General features: G+C 67.6%; 22 protein-coding genes, 2 tRNA genes and 1 pseudogene. 9 read left to right on the forward strand and 16 right to left on the reverse strand.

The genetic code is table 11. The features are described 5' to 3' along the window. The first annotated feature begins 218 nt into the window (after window positions 1-218). Window positions 219-413, forward strand: coding sequence for a 50S ribosomal protein L28 (gene rpmB, locus MSM1_RS00625; protein WP_213439734.1), 195 nt, complete (start codon window positions 219-221; stop codon window positions 411-413). A 145-nt stretch (window positions 414-558) separates the two neighbouring features. Here the strand turns inward: rpmB and MSM1_RS00630 are convergent, their stop codons facing one another. Continuing rightward, window positions 559-1,242, reverse strand: coding sequence for a uracil-DNA glycosylase (locus MSM1_RS00630; protein ID WP_213439735.1), 684 nt, complete (start codon window positions 1,240-1,242; stop codon window positions 559-561). A 50-nt stretch (window positions 1,243-1,292) separates the two neighbouring features. Next, the gene (locus MSM1_RS00635; protein WP_307857241.1) at window positions 1,293-2,261 is read right to left on the reverse strand and encodes a thiamine-phosphate kinase; all 969 of its coding nucleotides are present in this window, start codon (window positions 2,259-2,261) and stop codon (window positions 1,293-1,295) included. 134 nt (window positions 2,262-2,395) lie between these two features. Between MSM1_RS00635 and MSM1_RS00640 the strand changes: the two genes are divergently transcribed. Beyond that, window positions 2,396-2,938, forward strand: coding sequence for a DUF3515 domain-containing protein (locus MSM1_RS00640; protein WP_213439736.1), 543 nt, complete (start codon window positions 2,396-2,398; stop codon window positions 2,936-2,938). A 30-nt stretch (window positions 2,939-2,968) separates the two neighbouring features. Here MSM1_RS00640 and MSM1_RS00645 read toward each other — a convergent pair whose 3' ends face one another. Then, on the reverse strand, window positions 2,969-4,096 hold the full coding sequence (locus MSM1_RS00645; protein ID WP_213439737.1) for a D-alanine--D-alanine ligase family protein: 1,128 nt from the start codon (window positions 4,094-4,096) through the stop codon (window positions 2,969-2,971). Between the two features lie 59 nt (window positions 4,097-4,155). After that, on the reverse strand, window positions 4,156-5,166 hold the full coding sequence (locus tag MSM1_RS00650) for an NAD(P)H-dependent glycerol-3-phosphate dehydrogenase (protein ID WP_213439738.1): 1,011 nt from the start codon (window positions 5,164-5,166) through the stop codon (window positions 4,156-4,158). A 69-nt stretch (window positions 5,167-5,235) separates the two neighbouring features. On the opposite strand from MSM1_RS00650, the gene cofC reads away from it, so the two are divergent. The 3 genes and pseudogenes from cofC to MSM1_RS00665 all read left to right on the forward strand — a co-directional run bounded on the left by cofC (window position 5,236) and on the right by MSM1_RS00665 (window position 9,182). Then, window positions 5,236-5,880 (forward strand): 2-phospho-L-lactate guanylyltransferase, encoded by a 645-nt coding sequence (gene cofC, locus MSM1_RS00655; RefSeq protein ID WP_213439739.1) that lies wholly within the window; start codon window positions 5,236-5,238, stop codon window positions 5,878-5,880. Window positions 5,881-5,951: 71 nt separating this feature from the next. Next, window positions 5,952-8,139, forward strand: a pseudogene (locus MSM1_RS00660) (RNA degradosome polyphosphate kinase). Between the two features lie 74 nt (window positions 8,140-8,213). Next, entirely contained in the window at window positions 8,214-9,182 is a 969-nt protein-coding gene (locus MSM1_RS00665; protein WP_213439741.1) for an NUDIX hydrolase, read from the forward strand. Between the two features lie 63 nt (window positions 9,183-9,245). Here the strand turns inward: MSM1_RS00665 and MSM1_RS00670 are convergent, their stop codons facing one another. The 3 genes from MSM1_RS00670 to leuC all read right to left on the reverse strand — a co-directional run bounded on the left by MSM1_RS00670 (window position 9,246) and on the right by leuC (window position 12,119). Continuing rightward, on the reverse strand, window positions 9,246-9,845 hold the full coding sequence (locus tag MSM1_RS00670) for an HU family DNA-binding protein (protein ID WP_213439742.1): 600 nt from the start codon (window positions 9,843-9,845) through the stop codon (window positions 9,246-9,248). 209 nt (window positions 9,846-10,054) lie between these two features. Then, window positions 10,055-10,651 (reverse strand): 3-isopropylmalate dehydratase small subunit, encoded by a 597-nt coding sequence (leuD, locus tag MSM1_RS00675; protein ID WP_213439743.1) that lies wholly within the window; start codon window positions 10,649-10,651, stop codon window positions 10,055-10,057. A 46-nt stretch (window positions 10,652-10,697) separates the two neighbouring features. Next, window positions 10,698-12,119: a 3-isopropylmalate dehydratase large subunit gene (gene leuC / locus MSM1_RS00680; RefSeq protein WP_213439744.1), complete on the reverse strand. Its 1,422-nt coding sequence runs from the start codon at window positions 12,117-12,119 to the stop codon at window positions 10,698-10,700. A 73-nt stretch (window positions 12,120-12,192) separates the two neighbouring features. Here leuC and MSM1_RS00685 point away from each other — a divergent pair, with 73 nt between their 5' ends. Then, window positions 12,193-12,894 (forward strand): IclR family transcriptional regulator, encoded by a 702-nt coding sequence (locus tag MSM1_RS00685; protein WP_213439745.1) that lies wholly within the window; start codon window positions 12,193-12,195, stop codon window positions 12,892-12,894. A gap of 153 nt (window positions 12,895-13,047) precedes the next feature. After that, the gene (locus MSM1_RS00690; RefSeq protein ID WP_213439746.1) at window positions 13,048-13,554 is read left to right on the forward strand and encodes a PPOX class F420-dependent oxidoreductase; all 507 of its coding nucleotides are present in this window, start codon (window positions 13,048-13,050) and stop codon (window positions 13,552-13,554) included. A gap of 58 nt (window positions 13,555-13,612) precedes the next feature. On the opposite strand, the gene MSM1_RS00695 is transcribed toward MSM1_RS00690, so the two are convergent. From MSM1_RS00695 to MSM1_RS00710, 4 genes are all read right to left on the reverse strand, one after another. Further along, a tRNA-Glu gene (locus MSM1_RS00695) sits at window positions 13,613-13,685 on the reverse strand. Window positions 13,686-13,767: 82 nt separating this feature from the next. Continuing rightward, window positions 13,768-13,839: transfer RNA gene (locus MSM1_RS00700), tRNA-Gln, on the reverse strand. 93 nt (window positions 13,840-13,932) lie between these two features. Beyond that, window positions 13,933-15,441: a glutamate--tRNA ligase gene (gene gltX, locus MSM1_RS00705; RefSeq protein WP_213439747.1), complete on the reverse strand. Its 1,509-nt coding sequence runs from the start codon at window positions 15,439-15,441 to the stop codon at window positions 13,933-13,935. Further along, on the reverse strand, window positions 15,438-16,226 hold the full coding sequence (locus MSM1_RS00710) for a fumarylacetoacetate hydrolase family protein (protein WP_213439748.1): 789 nt from the start codon (window positions 16,224-16,226) through the stop codon (window positions 15,438-15,440). The genes gltX and MSM1_RS00710 overlap by 4 nt, the downstream gene beginning before the upstream one ends. Window positions 16,227-16,318: 92 nt before the next feature. On the opposite strand from MSM1_RS00710, the gene MSM1_RS00715 reads away from it, so the two are divergent. Continuing rightward, window positions 16,319-17,548 carry an MFS transporter gene (locus MSM1_RS00715; RefSeq protein ID WP_213439749.1) on the forward strand — a complete coding sequence of 410 codons (1,230 nt, stop codon included), beginning with the start codon at window positions 16,319-16,321 and terminating at the stop codon, window positions 17,546-17,548. Here the strand turns inward: MSM1_RS00715 and MSM1_RS00720 are convergent. The 5 genes from MSM1_RS00720 to MSM1_RS00740 all read right to left on the reverse strand — a co-directional run bounded on the left by MSM1_RS00720 (window position 17,507) and on the right by MSM1_RS00740 (window position 23,931). After that, complete coding sequence (locus tag MSM1_RS00720; RefSeq protein WP_213439750.1) at window positions 17,507-18,526, reverse strand: 3-isopropylmalate dehydrogenase; 1,020 nt, start codon at window positions 18,524-18,526, stop codon at window positions 17,507-17,509. The genes MSM1_RS00715 and MSM1_RS00720 overlap by 42 nt on opposite strands. A gap of 155 nt (window positions 18,527-18,681) precedes the next feature. After that, window positions 18,682-20,268, reverse strand: coding sequence for a phosphoglycerate dehydrogenase (gene serA, locus MSM1_RS00725; RefSeq protein WP_213439751.1), 1,587 nt, complete (start codon window positions 20,266-20,268; stop codon window positions 18,682-18,684). Between the two features lie 245 nt (window positions 20,269-20,513). Beyond that, the gene (gene ilvC / locus MSM1_RS00730) at window positions 20,514-21,515 is read right to left on the reverse strand and encodes a ketol-acid reductoisomerase (RefSeq protein WP_213441221.1); all 1,002 of its coding nucleotides are present in this window, start codon (window positions 21,513-21,515) and stop codon (window positions 20,514-20,516) included. 29 nt (window positions 21,516-21,544) lie between these two features. After that, a complete protein-coding gene (gene ilvN / locus MSM1_RS00735; protein ID WP_213439752.1) occupies window positions 21,545-22,048 on the reverse strand; it encodes an acetolactate synthase small subunit in 504 nt (167 codons plus the stop codon). Continuing rightward, window positions 22,048-23,931: an acetolactate synthase large subunit gene (locus MSM1_RS00740; protein ID WP_307857242.1), complete on the reverse strand. Its 1,884-nt coding sequence runs from the start codon at window positions 23,929-23,931 to the stop codon at window positions 22,048-22,050. Before MSM1_RS00740 ends, ilvN begins: the two co-directional genes overlap by 1 nt. A gap of 426 nt (window positions 23,932-24,357) precedes the next feature. Here MSM1_RS00740 and MSM1_RS00745 point away from each other — a divergent pair, with 426 nt between their 5' ends. Beyond that, a complete protein-coding gene (locus MSM1_RS00745; RefSeq protein WP_213439753.1) occupies window positions 24,358-24,759 on the forward strand; it encodes a PH domain-containing protein in 402 nt (133 codons plus the stop codon). The last annotated feature ends 101 nt before the right edge of the window (window positions 24,760-24,860 follow it).

The raw sequence follows: 24,860 nt of genomic DNA on the forward strand, positions 1-24,860 counted from the left end.
CCAGCCTAGCCACCGAAGCCGACCTCGACAGCTCACAGCGGGTGCCTTCGGTGCGCGCCATTTTGGCGCTCGCCCCCACCGACGGCTATGCTGGTGGGGTTGCCGTGGCGCCCGGAGCAGGGGCTCCAGCAACGGGCCCGCGACGGCGCGGGCCGATCCGGCACGATGGCGAGCAGGCCAACGACACGGCCCCGAGCAGGCGATCCGAGGAGTTAGACATGGCAGCCGTGTGCGATATCTGCGGGAAGCGTCCGGGATTCGGCAAGTCGGTATCACACTCCCACCGCCGGACCAGCCGCCGCTGGAACCCCAATATCCAAACCGTGCACGCCGTGACCCGCCCGGGCGGCAACAAGCGGCGGATCAACGTCTGCACCTCCTGCCTCAAGGCCGGAAAAGTCACCCGCGGGTAGCGATGCGCACCGGCGGGCACCCGCGTCGGCACTCCGCGGGCGGCACGCCGGTGGATGTTCGCTCACCGTGCCGGCACGGCCACGGGCCCGTCGCATGACAAGCGTCGCACGAGAACCGTTGTTGTGCAACACAATCAGCACCGCGCTACGGCAAACGCCAATCGATCGGCTCGGCACCCAGCCCGGCCAGCAACTCGTTGGCGCGACTAAACGGCCGCGAACCGAAAAAACCGCGGGACGCCGATAACGGCGAGGGATGCGCTGATTCGATCGTCACACACTCACCCCTGGCCAGCATCGGTTTCAGCGTCGAGGCGTCACGGCCCCACAAGATGGCCACCATCGGCTGCCGACGGTCCACCAGCGCGCGAATGGCGCACTCGGTAACCGGCTCCCAGCCCTTGCCGCGATGCGACGCCGGGCTGCCGGGCTGCACCGTCAGCACCCGGTTGAGCAACATCACCCCCCGCTGCGCCCAGGGCGTCAGATCTCCCGACGACGGCAACGGATAGCCGAGATCACTGGCATACTCGGCGAAAATGTTCTCCAAACTGCGCGGCAGCGGCCGCACCTGCGGAGCCACCGAGAAGCTCAACCCCACCGCGTGCCCCGGTGTCGGATAGGGGTCTTGGCCGACGATCAGCACCCGCACCTGATCGAATGGAAAGGTAAAGGCGCGCAACACATTCTTCCCGGAAGGAAGGTAGCCCCGGCCGGCTGCGATCTCGCCGCGCAAGAACTGACCCATCCGGGCGACCTGGGTGCCGACCGGCTCGAGCGCACGCGCCCAGCCCGCATCGACGAGCTCACTGAGCGGACGTGCGGTCATGGGGCTCCCTCCCGTCCGCGCGGCGCTCTGGGCATATCGGGTCACCTGCTTCAGGCTAGCGATCCGAAGGACTGCCAACCCGCATACCCGTGCCACTCCTTGCCGTCGACGAGCACCCGGGGCGGGCCGTCAAGAACCCGCCCGATGACGCGCCAGCCGGCCGGTACCCGGTCGGCGAACGCCGCAGCCAGCGCGTGGTCCTCTCCCCCGGTCAGCACCCACGCCCACGGATCGGTGCCCACCGCCTCGGCGGCCGCCAGCAACGGCTGGCACTCCGGCGCCAGTCCCTCGGTGCTCAGGTCCACGCCCACGGCGGAGGCCGCCGCGAGGTGGCGCAGATCGGCCACCAGGCCGTCGGAGACATCGATCATCGCCTGCGCTCCGGCCTCGGCGGCGACCCGACCCTGCCCATAAGGCGGCCGCGGCACCAGGTGGCGGCGGCGCAGGTCGTCAAATCCTTCAATTCCCTTGCTCCACAATGCATATCCAGCGGCAGAGCGACCGAGCTCGCCGGCGAGCGCGATCACCGAGCCGGGCCGCGCACCGGACCGCAGCACCGGCGGGCGTCCGGGCAGATCACCCAGCGCGGTCACCGCCACCACCCACTGCGGGCAGCTGACCAGATCGCCACCCACAATGCCGGCCCCGATCCGCTCCGCTTCCTCCCACATCCCATCCGCCAGCGCGCTCACCAGCCCCGCGGGGGTGTCGGGGGGCGCACCGAAGGCGACAACAAAGGCGGTGGCCCGCGCGCCCATCGCCTCGATGTCGGCAGCGTTTTGTGCGATGGATTTACGGCCCACGCTATGCGGCGTCGACCAGTCCAGCCGGAAATGGCGGTCCTGCACGAGCATATCCGTCGACACCAGCGTGCGACCGCCGTCGGCGTATACCATGGCCGCGTCGTCCCCCGGCCCGATCGCCACCGCGGCGGGCTGGCGACGCCCCGCCAACAGCCGCTCGATCATGCCGAACTCACCAAGCTCACCGAGGGTGAGACCGCGCTCACCGCTGCTCACACCGCCTCCTTGCCCGCCGGCGGCCGGCGAGATGTCGAGATATCAGGGTGGGTTTCCCGGCGCCGACTCGGGCAGTGTAAGGCGGCCGGGCAGGCGCCCGGCACGGGCCGGCGCGCAGAGCTGGAGGTGACACGGTGCCCAACTCCGACGGGCCGCCGCGCGCGGCGCTGATCGCCGCCCTGGTGCTGGGCGTTGCGGCGGTCGGTGTCGTGCTGGCGATCGCGGCCACCCGGCAGCCCTCCCGGCAACCGGTGGCCCTTCCGGCCGTGCCGGCTCCGCAGGCCGACGACCCATCGTGCCGGGCGCTGCTGGCGGCGCTGCCGCGGCGGCTCGGTGACTACCAGCGCGCCCCCGCCGCTCAACCCGTGCCGCCCGGCACCGCGGCCTGGCGGCGCGATGGTGAGCTCGTGGTACTGCGGTGCGGCCTGGAACCCCCGGCGGATTTCGTGGTGGGTTCACCGATCCAGGTCGTCGACCGGGTGCAGTGGTTTCGGGTGACGGATTCCCGTTCCGGCCACGATGCCGGCCGCAGCACCTGGTACACGGTCGACCGCAGGGTCTACGTGGCGCTGACGTTGCCGCCCGGCTCCGGGCCCACCCCCATCCAGCAACTCTCCGATCTGATCGACGGCACGATTCCCGCCGCACCGCTCAGGCCGGGGCCGCCGGGCCGATGACGGGCCGATGACGGGCCGACGGTGCCCCGGCTAACGCAGCCCCACGCCCCGCGCCAGCGCCGTGCGCACCATCGTCGCCAACAGGGCGGGATAGTCGACGCCGCTGGCCGCCCACATCCGCGGATACATCGAAATGGGCGTGAAACCCGGCATGGTGTTGACCTCATTGATCAGCGGCCCCTCCTCGGTGAGGAAGAAGTCCACCCGGGCCAGGCCTTGGCAGTCGATCGCCCGGAAGGCGGCGATCGCCAACTCCCGCACCGCCGTGCTGATGTCGTCGTCGATCTTGGCGGGCACGTCCAATTCGGCGGCGTCGTCAAGGTATTTGGTCGCAAAGTCATAAAACGCGTCTTCGCGTCCGCGCACCCCGGCCACCCGGATTTCACCGACGGTGCTGGCTTGCACTGTGCCGTCGGGGAACTCGAGGACACCGCATTCCAATTCGCGACCGGTCACCGCGGCCTCCACGAGCACTTTCGGGTCGTGACGACGCGCGTGGGCGATGGCCGTGGGCAACTGATCCCAGGTGGTCACCCGGCTGATCCCGATCGACGAGCCGCCGCGTGCGGGCTTCACGTACACCGGCAACCCCAGCCGCTGGCGCTCCTCGGGCGGCAGTGTCGGCTGCGACGGCCGCAGCACCGCATGCGCGCCGACGGGAAGCCCTTCGGCGGCCAGCAACTTCTTGGTGAACTCCTTGTCCATGCCTGCGGCGCTGGCCAATACCCCGCTCCCCACGTAGGGGATGCCGGCCAGTTCCAGCAGCCCCTGGATGGTGCCGTCCTCTCCGTAGGGACCGTGCAGCACCGGGAACACCACGTCAACCGACGCCAGAACCTCTCCCGCGCCGGCGCCGAGGGCGAGCAGCTGGCCGGCTCGGCGCGGGTCGGCGGGCAGGGCGATCTCGGCACCGGACTCCGGGCTCACCCCCGGAAGCCGGCGGTCGGCGATGGTCAGCGCCTCGGGGCGGACGTCGGTAAGCACCCAGCGGCCCTCCGGGGTGATGCCGACCGGGATCACCTCGAACTGCCGCGGGTCGAGATTACCCAGGATGCTGCCCGCCGACACGCAAGAGATGGCGTGCTCGTCGCTGCGTCCGCCGAACACGACGGCGACGCGGACCCGCCCGGCGGAGCCGGACGCTCTGCCAGCGCTCACAACCTAGAGAGGCTACCGGGCCGGCGCCCGCCGTGCCGGGTTGTCGGGTGCCAACCGGGTCATTCCGGCTTGGTGCTGCGGCCCAGCAGCAAGAGCATCGCCTCGTCGACCGAGAGCCCCCGATGGCAAACCCGGTGCACGGCGTCGGTGAGGGGCATCTCCACGTCGTAGCTGGCGGCCAGCGCAAGCACCGACTCGCACGATGTCACCCCCTCGACAACGTGGCCGTCCCACGCCCGCAGCGCCGACTGCATTGTCTCCCCCCTGCCCAGCAGCGTCCCGAAGGATCGGTTACGCGAATGCGGCGAGGTGCAGGTGGCGACCAGGTCCCCCACGCCCGCCAGACCGGCCAGTGTTGCGCCTTTGGCCCCCAGCGCCCTGCCGAGCCGCATAATCTCCGCTAATCCCCTGGTGATGATCGCCGCTGCGGTGTTTTCGCCGAAGCCCACGCCGGCCGCCATGCCGCACGCCAGCGCGATGACGTTCTTGCAGGCCCCACCGAGTTCGGTGCCGATGACGTCGGCGTTGGTGTACGGGCGGAAATACCTGGTCTTCAGCGCGCGCTGCAGGGCAACCGCGCGCCCGGAGTCGCTGCACGCCACGACGGTGGCGGCGGGCTGCTCGTCGGCGATCTCCGCGGCCAAGTTCGGCCCGGAGATCACCGCCACCTGATCGGGGTCGGCACCGGTCACCGCGACGACGACCTGGCTCATCCGCATCAGGGTGCCCAGTTCGATGCCTTTGGCCAGACTGACCAGGGTCGCGCCCGCGGGCAACAGGCCGGCCCACTTTTCCAGGTTGGCCCGCATCGTCTGCGCCGGCACACCCAGCAGCACCGTCGACGCCCCGCTCAGCGCTTCTTCGGCGCGGGCGGTGCCACGAATGCCCCCGGGCAGCGCAACACCCGGCAAATACCCGCTGTTGCGTCTCGTGGCATTGATCTCCTCGGCAACCTCGGGCCGCCGCGCCCACAACATGACCTCGGCGCCGGCGTCGGCCAGCACCTTGGCCAGCGCGGTGCCCCAGGCGCCTGCGCCCATCACCGCTATCGGGCCCGTCATCGGCGCCATCCTCCATCGTCGTGCGAGTGCTTTCGGCGCCCACCCTAGTCGGGGTGCGCCCTTTGGCAGGATGAGCGCATGAGCGGCACGCAGGCCGGCGCCGACGTCGGCTTGATCATCGCCGTCAAGCGGCTGGCCTCCGCCAAGACCAGGCTGGCGGCGATTTTTTCGCCCGAACACCGCGAGGCGGTGGTCCTGGCCATGCTGGTCGACACCCTTTCCGCGGCGACCGCCGTGGGTTCGCTGCGCTGCATCACCGTCGTCACACCCGACGCAGCGGCCGCCGCCGCGGCGGCCGAACTCGGAGCGCAGGTCCTAGCCGACCCCACTCCGGAGAGCCACCACGATCCGCTGAACCACGCGATCGCCCTCGCCGAGCGAGTGGTTACCAAATCAGCGCCCAATATCGTTGTGTTACAAGGTGATCTACCGGCTTTACAACCGCACGAGCTCGCCGAAGCGATCGCCGCGGCACGCCGTCATCGGCGTAGCTTCATCACCGACCGCCAAGGCACCGGCACCACCGCGCTGTGCGCGTTCGAGACCGCACTGGAGCCCCGGTTCGGCCCGGACTCCGCGGCCCGCCACCGGCGTTCGGGCGCGGTCGAGCTCATCGGCGCCTGGCCGGGTCTGCGGTGTGACATCGATACCCCGGCAGACTTGGCGGTAGCCCGCCGACTCGGCGTCGGGGCCGCGACCGCGCGTGCCCTTGCCCGCCGCTGAAAGCCCGCCAGGCCGCCCGAAGGTCGCCGCCAGCGGCATCCGGATCTGCGCGGCGGTGGCAACACCACCCGCTGATACGCGATGATCGAAAGCATGACCGAAATCAAAGCCGAGGTACGACCCGACGAGAGCGCGTGGCATCCGGACGGTTCCGCCCCGGGAGCGCCTCCGGCTGCGACCACCGTCGCGATCGACGAGCGGCTTCCCGAGGATCGCTATCTGAACCGGGAACTGAGTTGGCTGGACTTCAACGCGCGGGTGCTGGCGCTGGCCGCCGACACCTCGCTGCCGTTACTGGAGCGCGCCAAGTTCCTGGCGATCTTCGCGTCCAACCTCGATGAGTTCTACATGGTTCGCGTCGCCGGCCTCAAGCGCCGCGACGAGATGGGTCTTTCGGTTCGCTCCGCGGACGGTCTGACACCCCGTGAGCAGTTGCGGCGCATCGGCGAGCTGACCCAGCAGATCGCCAGCCGGCACGCCCACGTGTTTCTCGATTCGGTGCGGCCCGCGCTCGCCGAGGAAGGGATCCACATCATCACGTGGGCCGATTTGGACCAGGCCGAGCGTGATCAACTCTCGGTCTACTTCCAGGAGCAGGTTTTCCCCGTCCTGACACCGCTGGCCGTCGATCCGGCTCACCCCTTTCCATTCGTCAGCGGGCTGAGCCTGAATCTGGCGGTCACGGTGCGGCGCCCCGATGACGGCGGCCAGCACTTCGCCCGGGTCAAGGTGCCCAACAACGTGGATCGTTTTGTCGAGCTTTCCGGCGGCGTAGCAGCCGACGGAAAGCCGGTGGTGCGGTTCCTGCCGATGGAGGAGCTGATCGCGGCGTTCCTCCCGGTGCTGTTTCCTGGGCTGGAGATCGTCGAGCACCACGTGTTTCGCATTACCCGCAACGCCGACTTCGAGGTGGAAGAGGACCGCGACGAGGATCTGCTGCAGGCACTGGAGCGGGAACTGGCCCGGCGGCGATTCGGCTCGCCGGTGCGTCTGGAGGTGTCCGACGACATGACCGAGCACATGCTGGAGCTGCTGCTGCGGGAACTCGACGTGCACCCGGGCGACGTCATCGAAGTGCCGGGGCCGCTGGACCTGTCGTCGTTGTGGCAGATCTACGAGCTGGACCGCCCCGCGCTCAAGGATCCGCCCTTCGTGCCGGCGACTCCGCCGGCGTTCGCCGAGCGCGAGACACCCAAAAGCATCTTCGCGACGCTGCGCGAAGGCGATGTGCTGGTGCACCACCCGTACGACTCGTTTTCCACCAGCGTGCAACGGTTTATCGAACAGGCCGCCGCGGACCCCGATGTGCTGGCGATCAAGCAGACGCTGTACCGCACGTCCGGTGACTCGCCGATCGTGCGGGCGCTGATCGATGCCGCGGAGGCCGGAAAACAAGTGGTGGCATTGGTTGAGATCAAGGCCCGCTTCGACGAGCAAGCCAATATCCAGTGGGCGCGCGCGCTCGAGCAGGCGGGGGTTCATGTGGCGTACGGGCTGGTGGGGCTCAAGACGCACTGCAAGACGTGCCTGGTGGTGCGCCGTGAGGGCTCGGCCATTAGGCGCTACTGCCACATCGGAACCGGCAACTACAACAGCAAGACGGCACGGCTCTACGAGGATCTCGGGCTGTTCACGGCGGCTCCCGATATCGGCGCCGACTTGACCGACCTGTTCAACTCGCTCACCGGCTACTCGCGCAAGGTCTCCTACCGCAATCTGCTGGTGGCCCCGCACGGTATTCGCAGCGGCATCATCGACCGCATCGAGCGCGAGGTTGCCGCCCACCTCCAGACCGGTAACGGGCGGATCCGGTTTAAACTCAACGCTCTCGTGGACGAACAGGTCATCGATGCGCTCTACCGCGCATCGCAGGCGGGTGTGCCGGTCGAGGTGGTGGTGCGTGGGATTTGCGCGCTGCGCCCAGGCGCCCAGGGCTATTCCGACAACATCTCGGTGCGCTCGATCCTCGGCCGGTTCCTGGAGCACTCGCGGATCATCCACTTCCGCGCCATCAACGAGTTCTGGATCGGCAGCGCCGACATGATGCATCGCAACCTGGACCGGCGGGTCGAGGCGATGGCTCAAGTCAAAGACCCCAGGCTGACCGCCCAACTCGACGACATTTTCGAGTCGGCGCTGCACCCGGCCACCCGGTGCTGGGTGCTCGGGCCCAACGGACAGTGGACGGCCTCACCACAGCCCGGTCACACCGTGCGCGACCACCAGGTCTCGCTGATGGAAAAGCACCGCAACCCGTGACACCGGCGTGCCGTCATCCCGGCACCGCGTCCGTAACGTAATGTCCAGGGACGAATTGACCTGCAGGAGTTAAGGTGCCGACAGAGACATTGCCGGGCGGCCAACGTCGCGCCGGCACCATTATCGGTGCCGCCGGCGCGGTGGTCTGGCGGCCGGGCTCCGACACCGCGGTCGAGGTTGCGGTGATCCACCGCCCCCGCTACGACGACTGGTCGCTGCCCAAAGGCAAGGTCGATCCCGGCGAAACCGAGCCGGTGACCGTGGTGCGGGAAGTGCTGGAAGAAACCGGCCACCACGTGCATCTTGGACGTCGGCTCCACCGCGTGAGCTACCCGGTCGAGCAGGGCATCAAAAGGGTGCGCTATTGGGCGGCGCGCAGCCTCGGCGGGGAGTTCACGCCCGGCCGCGAGGTTGATGACCTGCTGTGGCTGGCGGTCCCTGACGCCGCCGCGAAGCTCTCCTACGAGCACGACCGAAAGGTGCTGCGCCGCTTTGCCACAATTCCGGCCGATACCCACACGCTGCTGATCGTCCGCCACGGCACCGCGGGCAGCAAAAAACCGTTCTCCGGCAACGACGCCGCGCGTCCGCTGGACAAAAAGGGCCGCGCCCAGGCGGAGGCGCTCGTCGGGCAGCTGATGGCCTTCGGGGCCACCGAGGTGCATGCCGCCGATAAGGTGCGGTGCCATCAGACGGTGGAACCACTGGCCGAAGAGCTGGGCGTCACCATCATCAACGAGCCCGCGCTGACCGCCGAGGCCTACGCCGAGAATCCCGGACGCGCCCGGCGCCGGGTTATGCAGATCGCCGGCCTGGATGACGCGGCCTCAGAAGTTCCCCGGCCGGTGGGAAGCACACCGGTGATATGCACACAGGGGGAAGTGATTCCAGACCTGATCGCCTGGTGGTGTGACCGCGACGGGGTGCGCCCGGACAAGTCCCGCAACCGCAAGGGCAGCACCTGGGTACTGTCGCTGCACGGCGGCCGCCTGGTGGCGGCCGACCATCTTGCCAGCGCACTTCCCCCCAAGACATCGGCCTGAGACGCGGATGCCCTTCGGGGAGCACTCCCGAAGGGCATCCGCGTGAGCGAACCGGTTATCTCCTTACTTGCGTCCTCTTCTGGCCGTCGCCTGCCTGGCGGGGGCCTTCTTGGCGGTTGACTTTTTAGCCGGGGCCTTGGTCGCCTTACGGGCAGTGGCCTTGGTGGCCTTCTTCACGGCTTTGGTCGCCCTCTTAGCGGGCGCCTTAACCGTGCCAACGGCTTTCTTAGCCGCCCTCTTGGTGACGGGCGCCGTTTTCGCCGCTGCCTTTTTGGCCGCGGTCTTCTTGGCTGCGGCCCTCTTCGCGGGCGCCTTCTTCGCCGCTCTCTTGGCCCCGCCCGCCATGACACCGCGCTTGACGGCGGGCCCCTCTGCCGGGAGACGCTGCGCGCCCGACACGATCGCTTTGAATTGCGCACCCGGACGGAACGCCGGGACGTTTGTCGGCTTTACCCTAACCGTCTCGCCGGTACGGGGATTGCGCGCAACGCGCGCCGCGCGGTGCCGCTGCTCGAACACGCCGAACCCGGTGATCGTGACGTTCTCACCCCTATGCACCGCGCGCACGATGGTGTCGACGATGTTCTCGACGGCAGCGGTTGCCGATCGACGATCCGAGCCCATTTTCTGTGTGAGTACGTCGATGAGCTCTGCTTTGTTCATCCAAACCTCCGCAGTCAGTGGTCCTCTTTGGACCGACTAGAGGACACGGTAAACCCTAACCCGGCAGATTTCCAAGAGCCACGCCTAATTTCAGGGGCATCTAGCGAATTTTCTAGGAATCCACTTGCCGCCCTTTGCCGGTAGCCGGGCCCTGAAATGACCCAGTCGCAGTTCCGGGGTAAGTGCGAAATTCGGTCGTCGCCGGCCCCTTAGGCTGCCGGCACGGTCCGAGGTTTCCAGATCGGGCGGGTCGCTTCGAAAGACTCGATCCGGTCGAGTTTGCGCAGCGTAAGGGCTATATCGTCGAGTCCTTCAAGGAGCCGCCAGGCGGTGTAGTCGTCAATCGCGAATGGCAACAGTAGCCTTCCCGCTGTGATATTCCGATCTTGAAGATTGGCAGTGATTTCCACACCGGGGTGCTGTTCCATGAGCTCCCAGAGCAGTTCCACACCGTCTTGGGCAACTTCGGCCGCCAAGAGCCCCGCCTTACCCGCGTTGCCCCGAAAAATGTCGGCGAACCGCGACGAGATCACCACCCGGAATCCGTAGTCCATCAGCGCCCACACCGCATGCTCGCGCGAGGACCCGATGCCGAAATCGGGGCCGGCGACTAGGACCGTGCCCCGATCGAACGGGCTAATGTTGAGCACGAATGAGGGGTCTGCCCGCCAGGACGCGAACAAGCCGTCCGCGAAGCCTGTTCGGCTGACCCGTTTCAAATAGACCGCCGGAATGATCTGGTCGGTGTCAACATTGGACCGCCGCAGCGGGACCCCGATACCGGTATGGGTGCGAAAAGCTTCCACGCTGATCTCCTTGCTTTCTTCGCATGCATCGTGTTCTCCGGATTGGTCAGGTCAAGTCCTGCGGAGCGGACAACCTGCCGCGTACCGCGGTGGCGGCCGCGACCGCCGGGGACACCAGATGCGTGCGGCCACCCTTGCCCTGGCGCCCTTCGAAGTTACGATTGGACGTCGAGGCGCACCGCTCTCCCGGCCCTAGCTGGTCGGGGTTCATCCCGAGACACATCGAGCACCCCGCCTGGCGCCACTCGGCGCCCGCTGAGGTGAAAATCTCGTCCAGCCCTTCGGCCTCAGCCTGCGCCCGTACCCGCATCGACCCGGGCACGACGAGCATCCGCACGCCCGGAGCCACCTTGCGGCCGCGCAACACGTCGGCCGCCGCCCGCAGATCCTCGATACGGCCGTTGGTGCACGACCCGACGAAGACCACATCGACCGCGATATCGCGCATCGGGGTTCCTGGTCGAAGATCCATGTATGCCAACGCCTTCTCGGCGGCCTGTCGCTGGGCGTCATCGGTCATCATGGCGGGATCGGGAACGGCCCCGGCCAACGGCACCCCCTGGGCGGGGTTGGTGCCCCAGGTGACGAACGGACTCAACGAGGTCGCGTCGAGGCAGATCTCGGTGTCGAAGACCGCTCCGGGGTCGGTGCGCAACCCGTCCCAATACGCCACCGCGGCATCCCAGTGCTTCGCACTCGGCGCGTGCGCGCGACCGCGCAGAAAATCGTAGGTAACCGCATCCGGCGCCACCATCCCGGCGCGGGCGCCGGCTTCGATGCTCATGTTGCAGATCGTCATGCGGCCCTCCATGGACAACGATTCGATGGTGCTGCCCCGGTATTCGATGACGTAACCCTGCCCGCCGCCGGTGCCAATCTTGGCGATCAACGCGAGGATGAGGTCTTTGGCTGTCACACCCGCGGGCAGCGGGCCGTTGACATTGACCGCCATCGTCTTGAACGGCTGTAGCGGCAGGGTCTGAGTGGCCAGCACATGCTCGACTTCCGAGGTGCCAATGCCCATCGCCAGCGCGCCGAATGCGCCATGGGTGGAGGTGTGGCTGTCGCCGCACACGATCGTCATGCCCGGCTGGGTGAGGCCCAACTGCGGCCCGACGACGTGCACAATGCCTTGCTCGATATCGCCCATCGGATGCAGCCGGATGCCGAATTCGGCGCAGTTGCGACGCAGCGTCTCGACCTGAGTGCGTGACACCGGGTCCGCGATCGGCTTATCGATGTCGAGGGTGGGCACGTTGTGATCCTCGGTGGCGAGGGTCAGGTCGGGCCGCCGCACCCGGCGCCCCGCAAGACGCAGACCGTCGAAGGCCTGCGGGCTGGTGACCTCGTGCACCAAATGCAAGTCGATGTAGATCAGCGCGGGCTCACCGTCACCGCCGGAGGCCACAACGTGGTCCTCCCAGACCTTCTCCGCCAATGTCCGCGGGCCGCGATGATCAGCTGCCATGGTGGTCTCGCTTTCGCCGGTTTGCGGCCCACTAACTTTCCGTTCTCAGAATGTGGGACGCTAATATCTGTATATGAGACAGCATAGCGGCATTGGCGTTCTCGACAAAGCCGTGGGCGTGCTGCAGGCGATCGCGGAATCGCCCTGCGGGCTGGCCGAATTGTGTGACCGCACCGGCTTGCCCCGGGCCACCGCGCACCGGCTGGCGGCCGGCCTGGAAGTCCATCGCCTGCTGGCCCGCGACGCCGATGGCCGCTGGCGGCTGGGTCCCGCCCTCGGCGAGCTGGCGGCGCACGCCGCCGACCCGCTGCTGGCCGCCGCCGCGATGGTGCTGCCCAGGCTGCGCGACACCACCGGTGAAAGCGTGCAGGTCTACCGCCGCGAGGGCGCCACGCGGGTCTGCGTGGCCGCACTCGAACCGCCTGCGGGCCTTCGAGATACCGTCCCGGTCGGGACGCGCTTGCCGATGACGGCGGGTTCCGGCGCCAAAGTGCTGCTGGCATACGCTGACTCCGCCGCCCGGAAGGCCGTATTGCCGACAGCGAAATTCACCGAGCGCGCGTTGGCCGAGGTGCGCCGACGGGGCTGGGCGCAAAGCGTTGCCGAGCGAGAGCCCGGTGTGGCCAGTGTCTCGGCACCGGTACGCGATGCCAGTGGCGCGGTGATCGCGGCCATCTCCGTGTCCGGCCCGATCGACCGGATGGGCCGGCGCCCCGGGGCGCGTTGGGCCCCCGACCTGGTGGCGGCGGCCGAAGCACTGACCCGCCTCCTGTGATGCGCCCGATAGCCACGAGCGGGCGTCGCGGCTTCGGCCGGGCAGCCAGGGGATGCGAGGAAAGCGCGCCCGCAGCGCACACTCGCAGCCCTCGTGGTCGCTCGACGCCGGGCGTCCAGCGAGCGCGAAACCGTGGGCTGCCACACTGACGCCATGGGAGTCAACCAGCGCGCACAGATCGTCATGTCGCAGGCCGAGATCGCCGACTTCGTCGCCAACAGCCGCACCGGCACACTGGCCACCATCGGCCCCGACGGGCAGCCCCACTTGACCGCGATGTGGTACGGAGTCATCGACGGCGACATCTGGCTGGAGACCAAGGCCAAGTCACAAAAGGCCGTCAACCTCAGACGTGACCCGCGGGTGAGCTTTCTGATCGAGGATGGCGACACCTATGACACGTTGCGCGGGGTTTCCTTTGAAGGCGTCGCCGAGATCGTCGAGGATCCCGCCACCCTCTTCCGGGTCGGCGTCAGCGTATGGGAGCGCTACACCGGTCCCTATACCGCGGACAAGAAGTCGGCGATCGACCAGATGATGCGCAAGCGGATCGGGGTGCACCTCATTGTCCGTCGCGTGCGCTCGTGGGATCACCGCAAGCTCGGCCTGCCGCAGATGCCGATTGCCGGCTCCACCGCGCCGAGCGTGCCGACGCGCTAGCGGCCGGCCAGTGCCGCCGGGGAAGCCCGACTCTGCCCCGCCGGGGCAGAGTCGCAGGTAGCCCCGATGGGATTCGAACCCACGCTACCGCCGTGAGAGGGCGGCGTCCTAGGCCGCTAGACGACGGGGCCATGACCGATCCGAGCTGTCAGCATAGCCCACCCGGTGGCGCCCACCTAGCCACCGCCCGACCTTCACGGTGCACACGCTGGGCTGGGGTACCAGGACTCGAACCTAGAACGGCTGAACCAGAATCAGCTGTGTTGCCAATTACACCATACCCCACTGGCTGGCGAAACCCGCTGGTCAGAGCGCACTTAGCGAGCTTTCACGGGTAGTTCGGCTGCTGCTGCCAGCGATCGTCGGCCGAGGTGCAGACTACCAAAGATTCTCATCGCATTCCCCACCGCGGCCCGACTGGCGCGTGCTGAGGCGCCGGGCTGCGCGCAACCGCCGCAGGCTGCGAGCGCGTCCCAGCAGCTCCAGCGACTCAAACAGCGGCGGGCTGACGGACGCTCCCGTGACGGCCACCCGGATCGGGCCGAAAGCCCTGCGCGGCTTCAGCCCGAGGCGCTCGAGCAGTGCGGCCTTGAGGGCGGCCTCGACTCCTGCCGCGGTCCAATCGGCCACGCCCTCCAGCGCCGCGACGGCGGCGTCGAGCACCGGGATCGCGTCTGATCCCAGCTCCTTGGCGGCGGCCTCGGGGTCGATCGCGTAGTGCTCGTCGTTGAAGAACTTCAGCAACGGCCATGCATCGCCCAGCACGACGATGCGCGTTTGCACCAGCCGGGCCGCAGCCGCGAACCCGGCGTCGTCCAGCCCGGTGTGATAGCCATGCGCATCGAAATACTCGCGCAGCCTGGCGGTGAAGTCGTCGGCGTCAAGCAGGCGGATGTGTTCGGCGTTGATGGCATCCGCCTTTTTCTGGTCGAACCGGGCCGGGTTGGGGTTGACGTCTACGACGTCGAACGCTGCCACCATCTCGTCGAGGCTGAACACGTCACGGTCAGCTGCTATCGACCACCCTAGCAGCGCAAGATAATTCAGCAGTCCTTCGGGAATGAATCCCCGCTCGCGGTGGGCGAACAGGTTCGACTGCGGATCACGCTTCGACAGCTTCTTGGTACCTTCTCCTAACACCGTTGGCAGATGAGCGAATTCCGGGATCCGGTCCGCCACCCCGATCCGCATCAACGCCCGATATAGCGCGATCTGACGCGGTGTCGACGGCAGCAGGTCCTCGCCGCGCAGCACATGGGTGATCTTCATCAGCGCGTCATCGACCGGGTTCACCAACGTGTACAGCGGATCGCCGCTGGCGCGGGTCAGCGCGAAATCGGGGATGCTGCCCGCCGCGAAGGTCATTGGTCCGCGCACCAGGTCGTTCCAACTGAGGTCGTCGTCGGGCATCCGCAGCCGTATCACCGGTGTGCGGCCCGCCGCCAGGTAGGCCGCGCGCTGCGCGTCCGTCAGATCACGGTCGAAGTTGTCGTAACCCAGCTTGGGGTTGCGGCCGGCCGCGAGGTGGCGGGCCTCGACCTCCTGCGGAGTCGAGAAGGCCTGGTAGGCCTCCCCCGCGGCGAGCAGTCGCGCCACCACGTCACGGTAGATGCCTTTTCGCTGCGACTGGCGGTACGGCCCGTACGGCCCGCCCACCTCGGGGCCTTCGTCCCAGTTCAGGCCCAGCCAGCGCAACGCGTCCAGCAGCGCCAAATAGCTTTCCTCGCTGTCACGCCCGGGGTCGGTGTCTTCCACCCGGAAGACGAAGACGCCGCCGGTGTGCCGGGCGTAGGCCCAGTTGAACAACGCGGTGCGGATCAGCCCGACGTGTGGGATCCCGGTGGGCGACGGGCAGAACCGGACCCGAACGCTTACCGTTGACGTCACGACATTCCTTTGCGAACAACAGGATTGGACAGTGTCCCGATACCCTCGACGGTAACGCTGACGGTGTCGCCGTGCTCGATGGGGCCGACGCCGTCGGGTGTCCCGGTCAAAATGAGGTCCCCCGGCAGCAACGTCATCACCGCCGAGACCCATTCCACGATCGCACCGATGCCGTGAATCATCAGCGAGGTTCGGCTGCGCTGTTTGACGTCGCCGTTGACCTCGGTGCGTAGCTCGAGGTCGACCGGGTCGACATCGGTGACAATCCACGGCCCGACCGGGCAAAAGGTGTCATGCCCTTTGGCCCGGATCCATTGGCCGTCGGCTTGTTGCTGGTCGCGTGCTGTCACGTCGTTGGCGATGGTGTAGCCCAGGATGTGCTCGGTGGCCCGGGCCGCACCGACGTCCTTGCACGGCCGGCTGATCACCACCGCCAACTCGCCCTCGAAATGCACGGGTGATGCCTTGGCGGGCAATCGAATCGGCACATTCGGCCCGACGATCGCGGTATTGGGCTTGAGGAAGATCACCGGATCGGTCGGCGCGCCTCCTCCCATTTCGGCGATGTGGGCGGGGTAGTTTTTGCCGACACCGATGACCTTGCTGGCCAGCGTCGGCGCCAGCAGCCGCACATCTGTCAGCGGCCACGAGCGCCCGGTAAAGGTCGGCGTGCCGAACGGGTGCTCGGCGATCTCCCGGGCGATCATCGTGGCGGGGTCGTGCAGCTCACCTTCGACGCTGACGAAAGCGACGCCGTCGGGGCTGGCGATTCGACCAAGGCGCACCCGACCAATCTAAACGGGGCGCTGTGCGTTCCGGCGCGCCGGCTCGCCGTTCGTCACCGCTGTCGGCGCGAGCCATGTGAAACCATGGACCTATGCCGACCGACTCGATCAGCATGGGCGCGCGCTGGTCGATGGTGGCGATTTCGCTGGCGGCGACCCTGTGCTCCTTCGTCTTCATCAACGGCGTCGCCTTTGTGATCCCGGCTCTGCAGGCCGAGCGGGATGTCACCCTCACAGATGCCAGCCTGTTGTCCTCGATGCCCAGCTTCGGCATGGTTTTCACCCTGATCGGCTGGGGGTATCTGGTGGACCGTGTGGGCGAGCGGATCGTGCTCACCGTGGGTTCGGGGCTCACCGCGGTGGCTGCCTACGCCGCGGCCTCGGTGCGGCCGCTCGTCGCGGTGGGGGCATTCCTGCTTCTCGGCGGCATGGCCGCCGCCAGCTGCAACACCGCCAGCGGGCGGCTGGTCACCGGCTGGTTTCCACCGCACCAGCGGGGTCTGGCGATGGGTGTTCGCCAGACCGCACAGCCGCTGGGCATCGCGGTGGGTGCGACCATCATGCCCGAGCTGGCCGAACGTGGAATCGCGACGGCACTGATGTTTCCCGCGGCCGTGTGCGCGGCGTCGGCGGTGGCCTGCGCGGTGGGTGTGGTCGACCCGCCGCGGAAAGGCCGGGCAGGGGCCTCCGGCGAAGAGCTTGCCAGCCCGTACCGGGGCTCGGCGGTGTTGTGGCGAATCCATGCGGTGTCGGCTCTGCTGATGGTGCCGCAGGCGGTGACGGCCACATTCATGCTGGTCTGGCTGATCGAGGACGAGCGCTGGTCGGTCGCCACCGCCGGCGCGCTGGTGACCGTCGCGCAGGTGCTGGGCGCGCTGGCCCGGATCGCGGTCGGCCGGTGGTCGGACCGTGCCGGCTCGCGGATGCGGCCGATCCGCACCCTCGCCGTCCTGGCCGGGCTGGCCATGTTCCTGCTGGCGGTCAACGATTACCTGGACACGCCGCTGGCCGAGGCGGCGATGGTCGTCGCGGCGGTGATCGCGGTGACCGACAATGGATTGGCCGCCACGGCGATCCCCGAGTACGCCGGGCCGTTTTGGAGCGGGCGCGCGCTGGGCGCCCAAAACACCGGCCAACGGGTGACGGCGAGCGTGACACCACCCGTGTTCGGCGCGCTGATCACCGCGCTCGGCTACCCGTTGGCATTCACGGTGTGCGGGTTATTCCCGCTGTTGGCGGTGCCGTTGGTGCCGGTAAACGCGGAAGCGCGTGATCGGCCGCTAGAGCGCGGCGAGAATCCGATCACCGATTTCACGGGTTGACAGCCGGGCGTTGCCCCGAGTGGCCAGATGAGCCGCCACGGCCCGCTCCACGCGTGCGGCGGCGGCTTCCTCGCCGACATGGGCGAGCAGCAGCGCCACCGACATGACCGCCGCGGTCGGATCGGCGACTCCCTGCCCAGCGATGTCGGGCGCGCTGCCGTGCACCGGCTCGAACATCGACGGATTGGCCCGGGTGGCGTCGATATTGCCGCTGGCGGCCAGGCCAATGCCGCCGCACACCGCGGCGGCCAGATCGGTGATGATGTCGCCGAACAGGTTGTCGGTGACAACCACATCGAAGCGACCGGGGTCGGTGACCAGGTGGATGGTCGCGGCGTCGACGTGCTGGTAGCTGACCTCGACCTCCGGGTAGTGTTCGGCGATTTGCTGCACGGCGCGCCACCATAAGGCCCCCGCGAAGGTCAGCACATTGGTTTTGTGCACCAAGGTCAGCCGTTTGCGTCGGTGCCGGGCGCGCTCGAATGCGTCACCGACCACCCGGCGCACGCCAAACGCGGTGTTGACGCTGACCTCGGTGGCGACCTCGTGAGGTGTTCCGACGCGGATCGCCCCGCCGCTGCCGGTGTAGGGGCCCTCGGTGCCCTCGCGCACCACCACGAGGTCGATGTCGCAGTTCGCGGGATCCAGCGTCAACGGGCTGGTCACCCCCGGATACAGCCGGGCGGGCCGCAGGTTGATGTAGTGGTCCAGCTCGAAGCGCAGCCGCAGCAGCAGCCCCCGCTCCAGCACACCGGCCGGCACCGACGGATCCCCGATCGCGCCGAGCAGGATCGCGTCGTGGGCGCGCAACTCGGCTAAAACCGAGTCCGGCAACACCTCGCCCGTGGCGTGAAAGCGTCGTGCGCCGAGGTCGTAGTGATTCTTCTCCACGCCGGGCAGCACCGCGTCGAGGACCTTGACGGCCTCGGCCACCACCTCGGGGCCAATCCCGTCGCCGGCGATGATCGCCAACTTCATCGGCGCCGCTCCTCCTCATCGCTACGCTCTGCATCGTCGCCGGCGCGGCCCATCGGCGCCGCTCCTCCTCATCGCTACGCTCTGCATCGTCGCCGGCGCGGCCCATCGGCGCCGCTCCTGCGCATCGCTACGCTCTGCATCGTCGCCGGCGCGGCTCACGACAGGTCGACCACCTCGAGCTTGAAGGCATCAACCGCCGCGCCGATCGCCGACCGCACGTCCTCGGGCACATCGCGGTCCAGCCGCAGCATAATCGTCGCGCCGGGACCCTCGGCGTCCTCGGAGAGCTGAGCGGCGTGGATGTTCACCCCGGCGGCACCCAGCAGCGTGCCGATCTTGCCCAGCGCTCCCGGCCGGTCGATGTAGTGGACGACCAAGTTGATTCCCTCGGCGCGCAGGTCGAAGTTGCGGCCGTTGATCTGCACGATCTTCTGCACCTGTTGCGGCCCGGACAACGCCCCAGCGACGTTGACGGCCGAGCCGTCAGCGGCCACCGCCCGCACGTCGACGACGCTGCGGTGGTTAGGGCTCTCGGTCACGGTGCTGATCTCGGCGGAAACCCCACGTTCCTCGGCGATCGCCGGCGCATTGACGAACGTCACCGGCTCCTCGATAACCGCCGAGAACAAACCCCGCAGGGCCGAGAGCCGCAACACGCCGACATCTTCGGCGGCCAGCTCGCCGCGTGCCTGGATCACCAGCGAGGTGGGCAGTTGATCCGAAAGCACCCCCACCAGCAACCCGAGTTTGCGCACCAGGTCCAGCCAGGGCAACACCTCGTCGCTGACTACCCCGGCACCCACGTTGACGGCGTTGGGGACGAACTCCCCGGCCAGTGCCAGCTTCACGCTTTCGGCCACGTCGGTGCCGGCACGCTCCTGCGCCTCCGCGGTCGAGGCACCCAGGTGAGGCGTGACGACCACTTGCGGCAAGTCGAACAGCGGGCTATCGGTGCAGGGCTCTTTGCTGAACACGTCTAAGCCCGCGGCGCGGACATGTCCACTGGTCACCGCCTCGGCCAGCGCCTGCTCGTCCACCAGGCCGCCGCGTGCGGCGTTGACGACAATGACCCCCGGCTTGGTCTTGGCCAGCGCGTCCCGGTCGATCAGGCCTGCCGTTTCCGGGGTCTTCGGCAAATGCACCGAGATGAAGTCAGAGCGCGCCAACAGCTCGTCGAGGGACACCAGCTCGATGCCCAGTTGCGCCGCCCGGGCCCGCGACACATACGGATCGTAGGCGACGAGATGGGCGCCGAAAGCGGCCAACCGCTGGGCCACCAATTGCCCGATGCGGCCCAATCCGACAATGCCGACGGTCTTTTCGTAGACCTCGACCCCCGAGAAGGACGAGCGCTTCCAGGTGTGGGAACGTAACGAGGCATCGGCGGCCGGGATCTGGCGGGCCGCGGCCAGCAACAGCGCGATCGCGTGTTCGGCGGCGCTGTGGATGTTCGACGTTGGGGCGTTGACTACCAGCACGCCGCGTTCGGTGGCGGCGTCGACGTCGACGTTGTCGAGTCCGACACCGGCCCGGGCGACGATCTTCAGCTTAGGCGCCGCGGCCAGCACCTCGGCGTCCACGGTGGTCGCCGACCGCACCAGCAGCGCGTCGGCGTCGGGCACCGCGGCCAGGAGCTTCTCCCGGTCGGGGCCATCGACCCAGCGGACATCAACCTCGTCCCCAAGAGCGGCGACGGTGGACTCGGACAGCTTGTCGGCGATCAAAACAACGGGCAGACTCATAGCGCTACCCTAGCGTGGCTAATCAACGGCCTGGCGTCGCGCGTACCCCCACAGCTACCCGACGCGCTGCCCACCGATCGGCATCGTCGTCATGACGCGACACGTCCGCTCGCTGACGCTATCGTGTCGACAGGCCGAAACACGCAGCGCCATAGTTGATTTCGACAAACCCCGCTGGACCCGAGTGTCAGCCTGTGCCGCGGGCACTCACCATCGGGCATAGTCGCGCCGGATGTCTGGGTAGTTCAGGCGGTTTCGGTAATCGGGCGGTCTACCCAGCTCATCAAGTCGCGCAACTTCTTACCGGTGGCCTCGATGGGATGTTCGGCGTTGCGTTTGCGCAACTCCTGCAGCTGCTTGCCGCCGCTTTGGACATCGGCGACCAGCTTCTCGACGAAGCTGCCGTCCTGGATTTCGCGCAGAATGTCACGCATCCGCTCCCTGGTTTCGGCGTCGATCACCCGTGGGCCGGAAAGATAGCCGCCGAACTCCGCGGTGTCAGACACCGAGTAATACATCCGGCCGATGCCACCCTCATACATCAGGTCGACGATCAGCTTGAGCTCGTGCAGCACCTCGAAGTAGGCCAGCTCCGCGGGATAGCCGGCCTCGACCATAATGTCGAAGCTCGCCTTGACCAATTCCTCTACGCCGCCGCATAGCACCGTCTGCTCGCCGAACAAGTCAGTTTCGGTCTCGTCTTTGAAAGTGGTCTTGATGACGCCGGCTCGGGTGCCACCGATGGCTTTGGCGTAGGACAGCGCCAGCGCCAGGCCATCACCCGATGGATCTTGCGCCACCGCAACCAGGCACGGGACACCCTTGCCGTCGACGAACTGACGGCGCACCAGATGCCCGGGCCCCTTCGGGGCGACCATGGCCACCGTGATCTCGGGGGCGGGCTTGATCAAGCCGAAGTGGATGTTAAGCCCGTGACCGAAGAGCAACGCGTTGCCCGGAGCCAGGTTAGGCTCGATGTCGTTGGTGAAGATGTCCGCCTGCGCGGTGTCGGGAGCCAGCAGCATGACCACGTCGGCCCAGCGGGACACTTCGGCAGGGGTGCCGACCGGCAAGCCTTGCTCGGCGACCTTCGGGCGCGACTTCGAGCCTTCCTTCAGTCCGACGCGCACGTCCACCCCGGAGTCGCGCAGGCTCAGCGAGTGCGCATGCCCCTGGCTCCCGTATCCGATCACGCCGACTTTTCGTCCCTGGATGATCGAAAGGTCTGCGTCGTCGTCGTAGAACATCTCCACTGCCACGTGTTTCTCCTTGGTTGTCATTTGGCGGTGCCGATTCCGCGGGGGCCACGGGACAATGACACCACACCGGACTGAGCGATCTCGCGGACGCCGAACGGCTCGAGTACCCGCAAGAGGGCCTCGATCTTGGCCGGTGTGCCGGTGGCTTCGACCGTCAGCGACTCCGGCGAGACGTCAATCACGCTGGCGCGAAAGAGGTTTACCGCTTCGATCACCTGGCTGCGGGTGCCGGCGTCGGCGCGCACTTTGATCAGCGCCAGCTCCCGCGCCACCGAGCTGTCCGGATGGTGCTCGACGATCTTGATGACGTTGATCAGCTTGTTCAGCTGCTTCGTGATCTGCTCGAGCGGAGTGTCCTCGGCGGAGACCACGATGGTCATGCGCGACATATGCTTCTGCTCGGTGGCGCCGACGGCAAGCGACTCGATGTTGAAGCCACGCCGCGAGAACAGTGCCGCTACCCGCGCGAGCACCCCGGGTTTGTCTTCGACCAGCACCGACAACGTGTGTGTCGGCGACATCAGGCATGCCCTTCGTTGTCGTCGTCATCGAACAACGGGCGAATCCCGCGGGCGGCCTGGATCTCGTCGTTGCTGGTTCCGGCGGCCACCATCGGCCACACCTGAGCGTCGGCGCCGACGATGAAGTCGATTACCACCGGGCGGTCGTTGATGCGCCGGGCATGGTTGATCACGCCGATGACGTCTTCTTCACGCTCGCACCGCAACCCCACACAGCCCAGCGCCTCGGCCAGCTTCACGAAGTCCGGGATGCGGTGCGAGTGGGTGGCCAGATCGGTCTGCGAGTAGCGCTCGGCGTAAAACAGCGACTGCCATTGCCGCACCATGCCCAGGCTGCCGTTGTTGATCAAGGCCACCTTGATCGGCACACCCTCGACGGCACAGGTGGCCAGCTCCTGGTTGGTCATCTGAAAGCAGCCATCGCCGTCGACCGCCCACACCTCGGCGTCCGGCCGGCCGATTTTGGCGCCCATGGCCGCCGGGATGGCAAAACCCATGGTGCCCAGGCCTCCAGAGTTGATCCAGGTGCGCGGCTTCTCAAACGAGATGAACTGCGCGGCCCACATCTGGTGCTGACCGACACCGGCGACGTACACGGCGTCCGGCCCCGCGATCCTGCCCAGCGTGGAGATCACGTATTCCGGGCTCAAACTGCCGTCACTCTGCGGCCCGTAGCTCAGCGGATACGTCGCCTGCACGCTGCGCAGATACTGCCACCAGGCGTCGAGATCGAGGGCGCCGGCGCACACCCCGTGATGCCGCAGCGCCACGATGAGATCGGCGATGACGGCTTTGACGTCACCGACGATCGGCACGTCGGCATGCCGATTCTTGCCGATCTCGGCGGGGTCGATGTCAGCGTGGATGACCTTGGCCTCGGGGGCGAACGAGTCGAGTTTTCCGGTGACCCTGTCGTCGAAGCGGGTACCCAACGCGATAAGCAAATCGCTGCGCTGCAACGCAGCCACCGCCGCCACCGTGCCGTGCATGCCGGGCATGCCCAGATGCTGGCGATGGCTGTCCGGGAACGCGCCGCGGGCCATCAGTGTGGTGACTACGGGGATGCCGGTAAGTTCGGCCAGATCCCGCAACTGCTCGGTGGCGTTGCCGCGGATGACACCCCCGCCGATGTAGAGCACCGGCTTGCGGGCGGCCGCGATTAGCCTGGCGGCCTCACGGACCTGACGGTTGTGGGGTTTGACGGTGGGCTTGTAGCCGGGCAGATCCAGTCGCGGCGGCCAGGAAAACGTGCACTGGCCCTGCAAGACGTCCTTGGGGATATCGACGAGGACCGCACCGGGGCGTCCGGTGGACGCGATGTGGAACGCCTCGGCCAGCACCCGCGGAATCTCATCACCGCTGCGGACCAGGAAGTTGTGCTTGGTGATCGGCATGGTGATGCCGGAGATGTCGGCCTCCTGGAAGGCGTCGGTCCCGATCAGCGAACGCCCGACCTGCCCGGTGATCGCGACGACCGGAATGGAGTCCATCTGAGCGTCGGCTAGCGGGGTGACCAGGTTGGTTGCGCCGGGACCGGAGGTAGCCATGCAGACGCCGACCCTGCCGGTGGCATGGGCGTAGCCGCTGGCGGCGTGACCGGCGCCTTGCTCATGGCGAACCAGCACGTGCCGCAACTTCTTCGAGTCGAACAGCGGGTCGTATACCGGCAGCACCGCGCCCCCCGGGATTCCGAAGATCACCTCGACGTCCAGCTCCTCTAACGACCGCACAACCGACTGCGCTCCGGTAAGCTGCTGCGGCGCAATCCGTTTTGATTGTCTATCGGATAGCCCCGCCGGGGATTTGCCGGTGCCCGAAGCGCCGTTGGCGGCGTGCGGCTTGTCCTTCGAAGCCAACGGGGGCCGCGTGGTAGGTGCGCTCACTGTGTCCTCTTAGCTCTTGGTCCCAACTCTGCTGGTCTCGCGGGCGAATGCGCAATGGTAAGCAACAAAAAACCCCCGCCAGCTCAGCTTGCTGCACGAGGGTTGCGCGTTGCTGCCGGAACGTTACCCGCGCCAAGCACCAACGCGCCGACCAGGTACTACCGGCACACCGCGAGTCTGCATAATTTGACGGTAGCCTCCGCACAGCTCGGGCGTCAAATCCCGCTCGGTGACACGGCGCGCGGTCCGGGGTTGCCCCTCCGGTAAACCAGGTGATCGAATCCGGGTGCTCACCGGTGATCGTCGTGATCTTCAGGGTGCCGATCGGCGACGGCGAGCACCTACCCAAATAGCGGGCCCAATAGCGGGCAATGAAAACAGAGCCGCCAATGACACCCGAGCAAAACCCGATGAAAAGATGCAAAGATGGCTTCGGATTCGTCGGCCCGAACATCACCCGGACAGCCGGTGGTGATCAGGATATCGCCGATGGCGCATTTCGCGGTCGGATTCACCACCCTTGGGCTACTTGTGCCCGTACTGACCTGGCCGGTAACCGCTCCGCTGCTCGTCATTCCGGTGGTGTTGTCGGCGCTGGTCATCCGGTTACGCACGGTCGCCGACGACCAGGGCGTAACCGTGCGGACACTGCTCGGTAGCCAGACCGTGCGCTGGGAGGAGATCCACGGGCTGCGGTTCCGCAAGGGTTCGTGGGCGCGGGCACAGCTCAAGAGCGGCGGGGAGTTGCGATTGCCTGCGGTCAGCTTCGCGACGCTGCCGCTGCTGGCCGAGGCGAGTGCGGGACGGGTACCCAACCCGTATCGCTAGCCGGCCGACGATGCGCGCCGCACAGCGGCGCGAGGAGAAGGCCGGCCATCCAACCCCACCGGCCGACGATGCGCGCCGCGCAGCGGCGCGAGGAGAAGGCC

This window comes from Mycobacterium sp. SM1 (assembly GCF_018361265.1).
In the GTDB taxonomy this organism is placed as follows: domain Bacteria; phylum Actinomycetota; class Actinomycetes; order Mycobacteriales; family Mycobacteriaceae; genus Mycobacterium.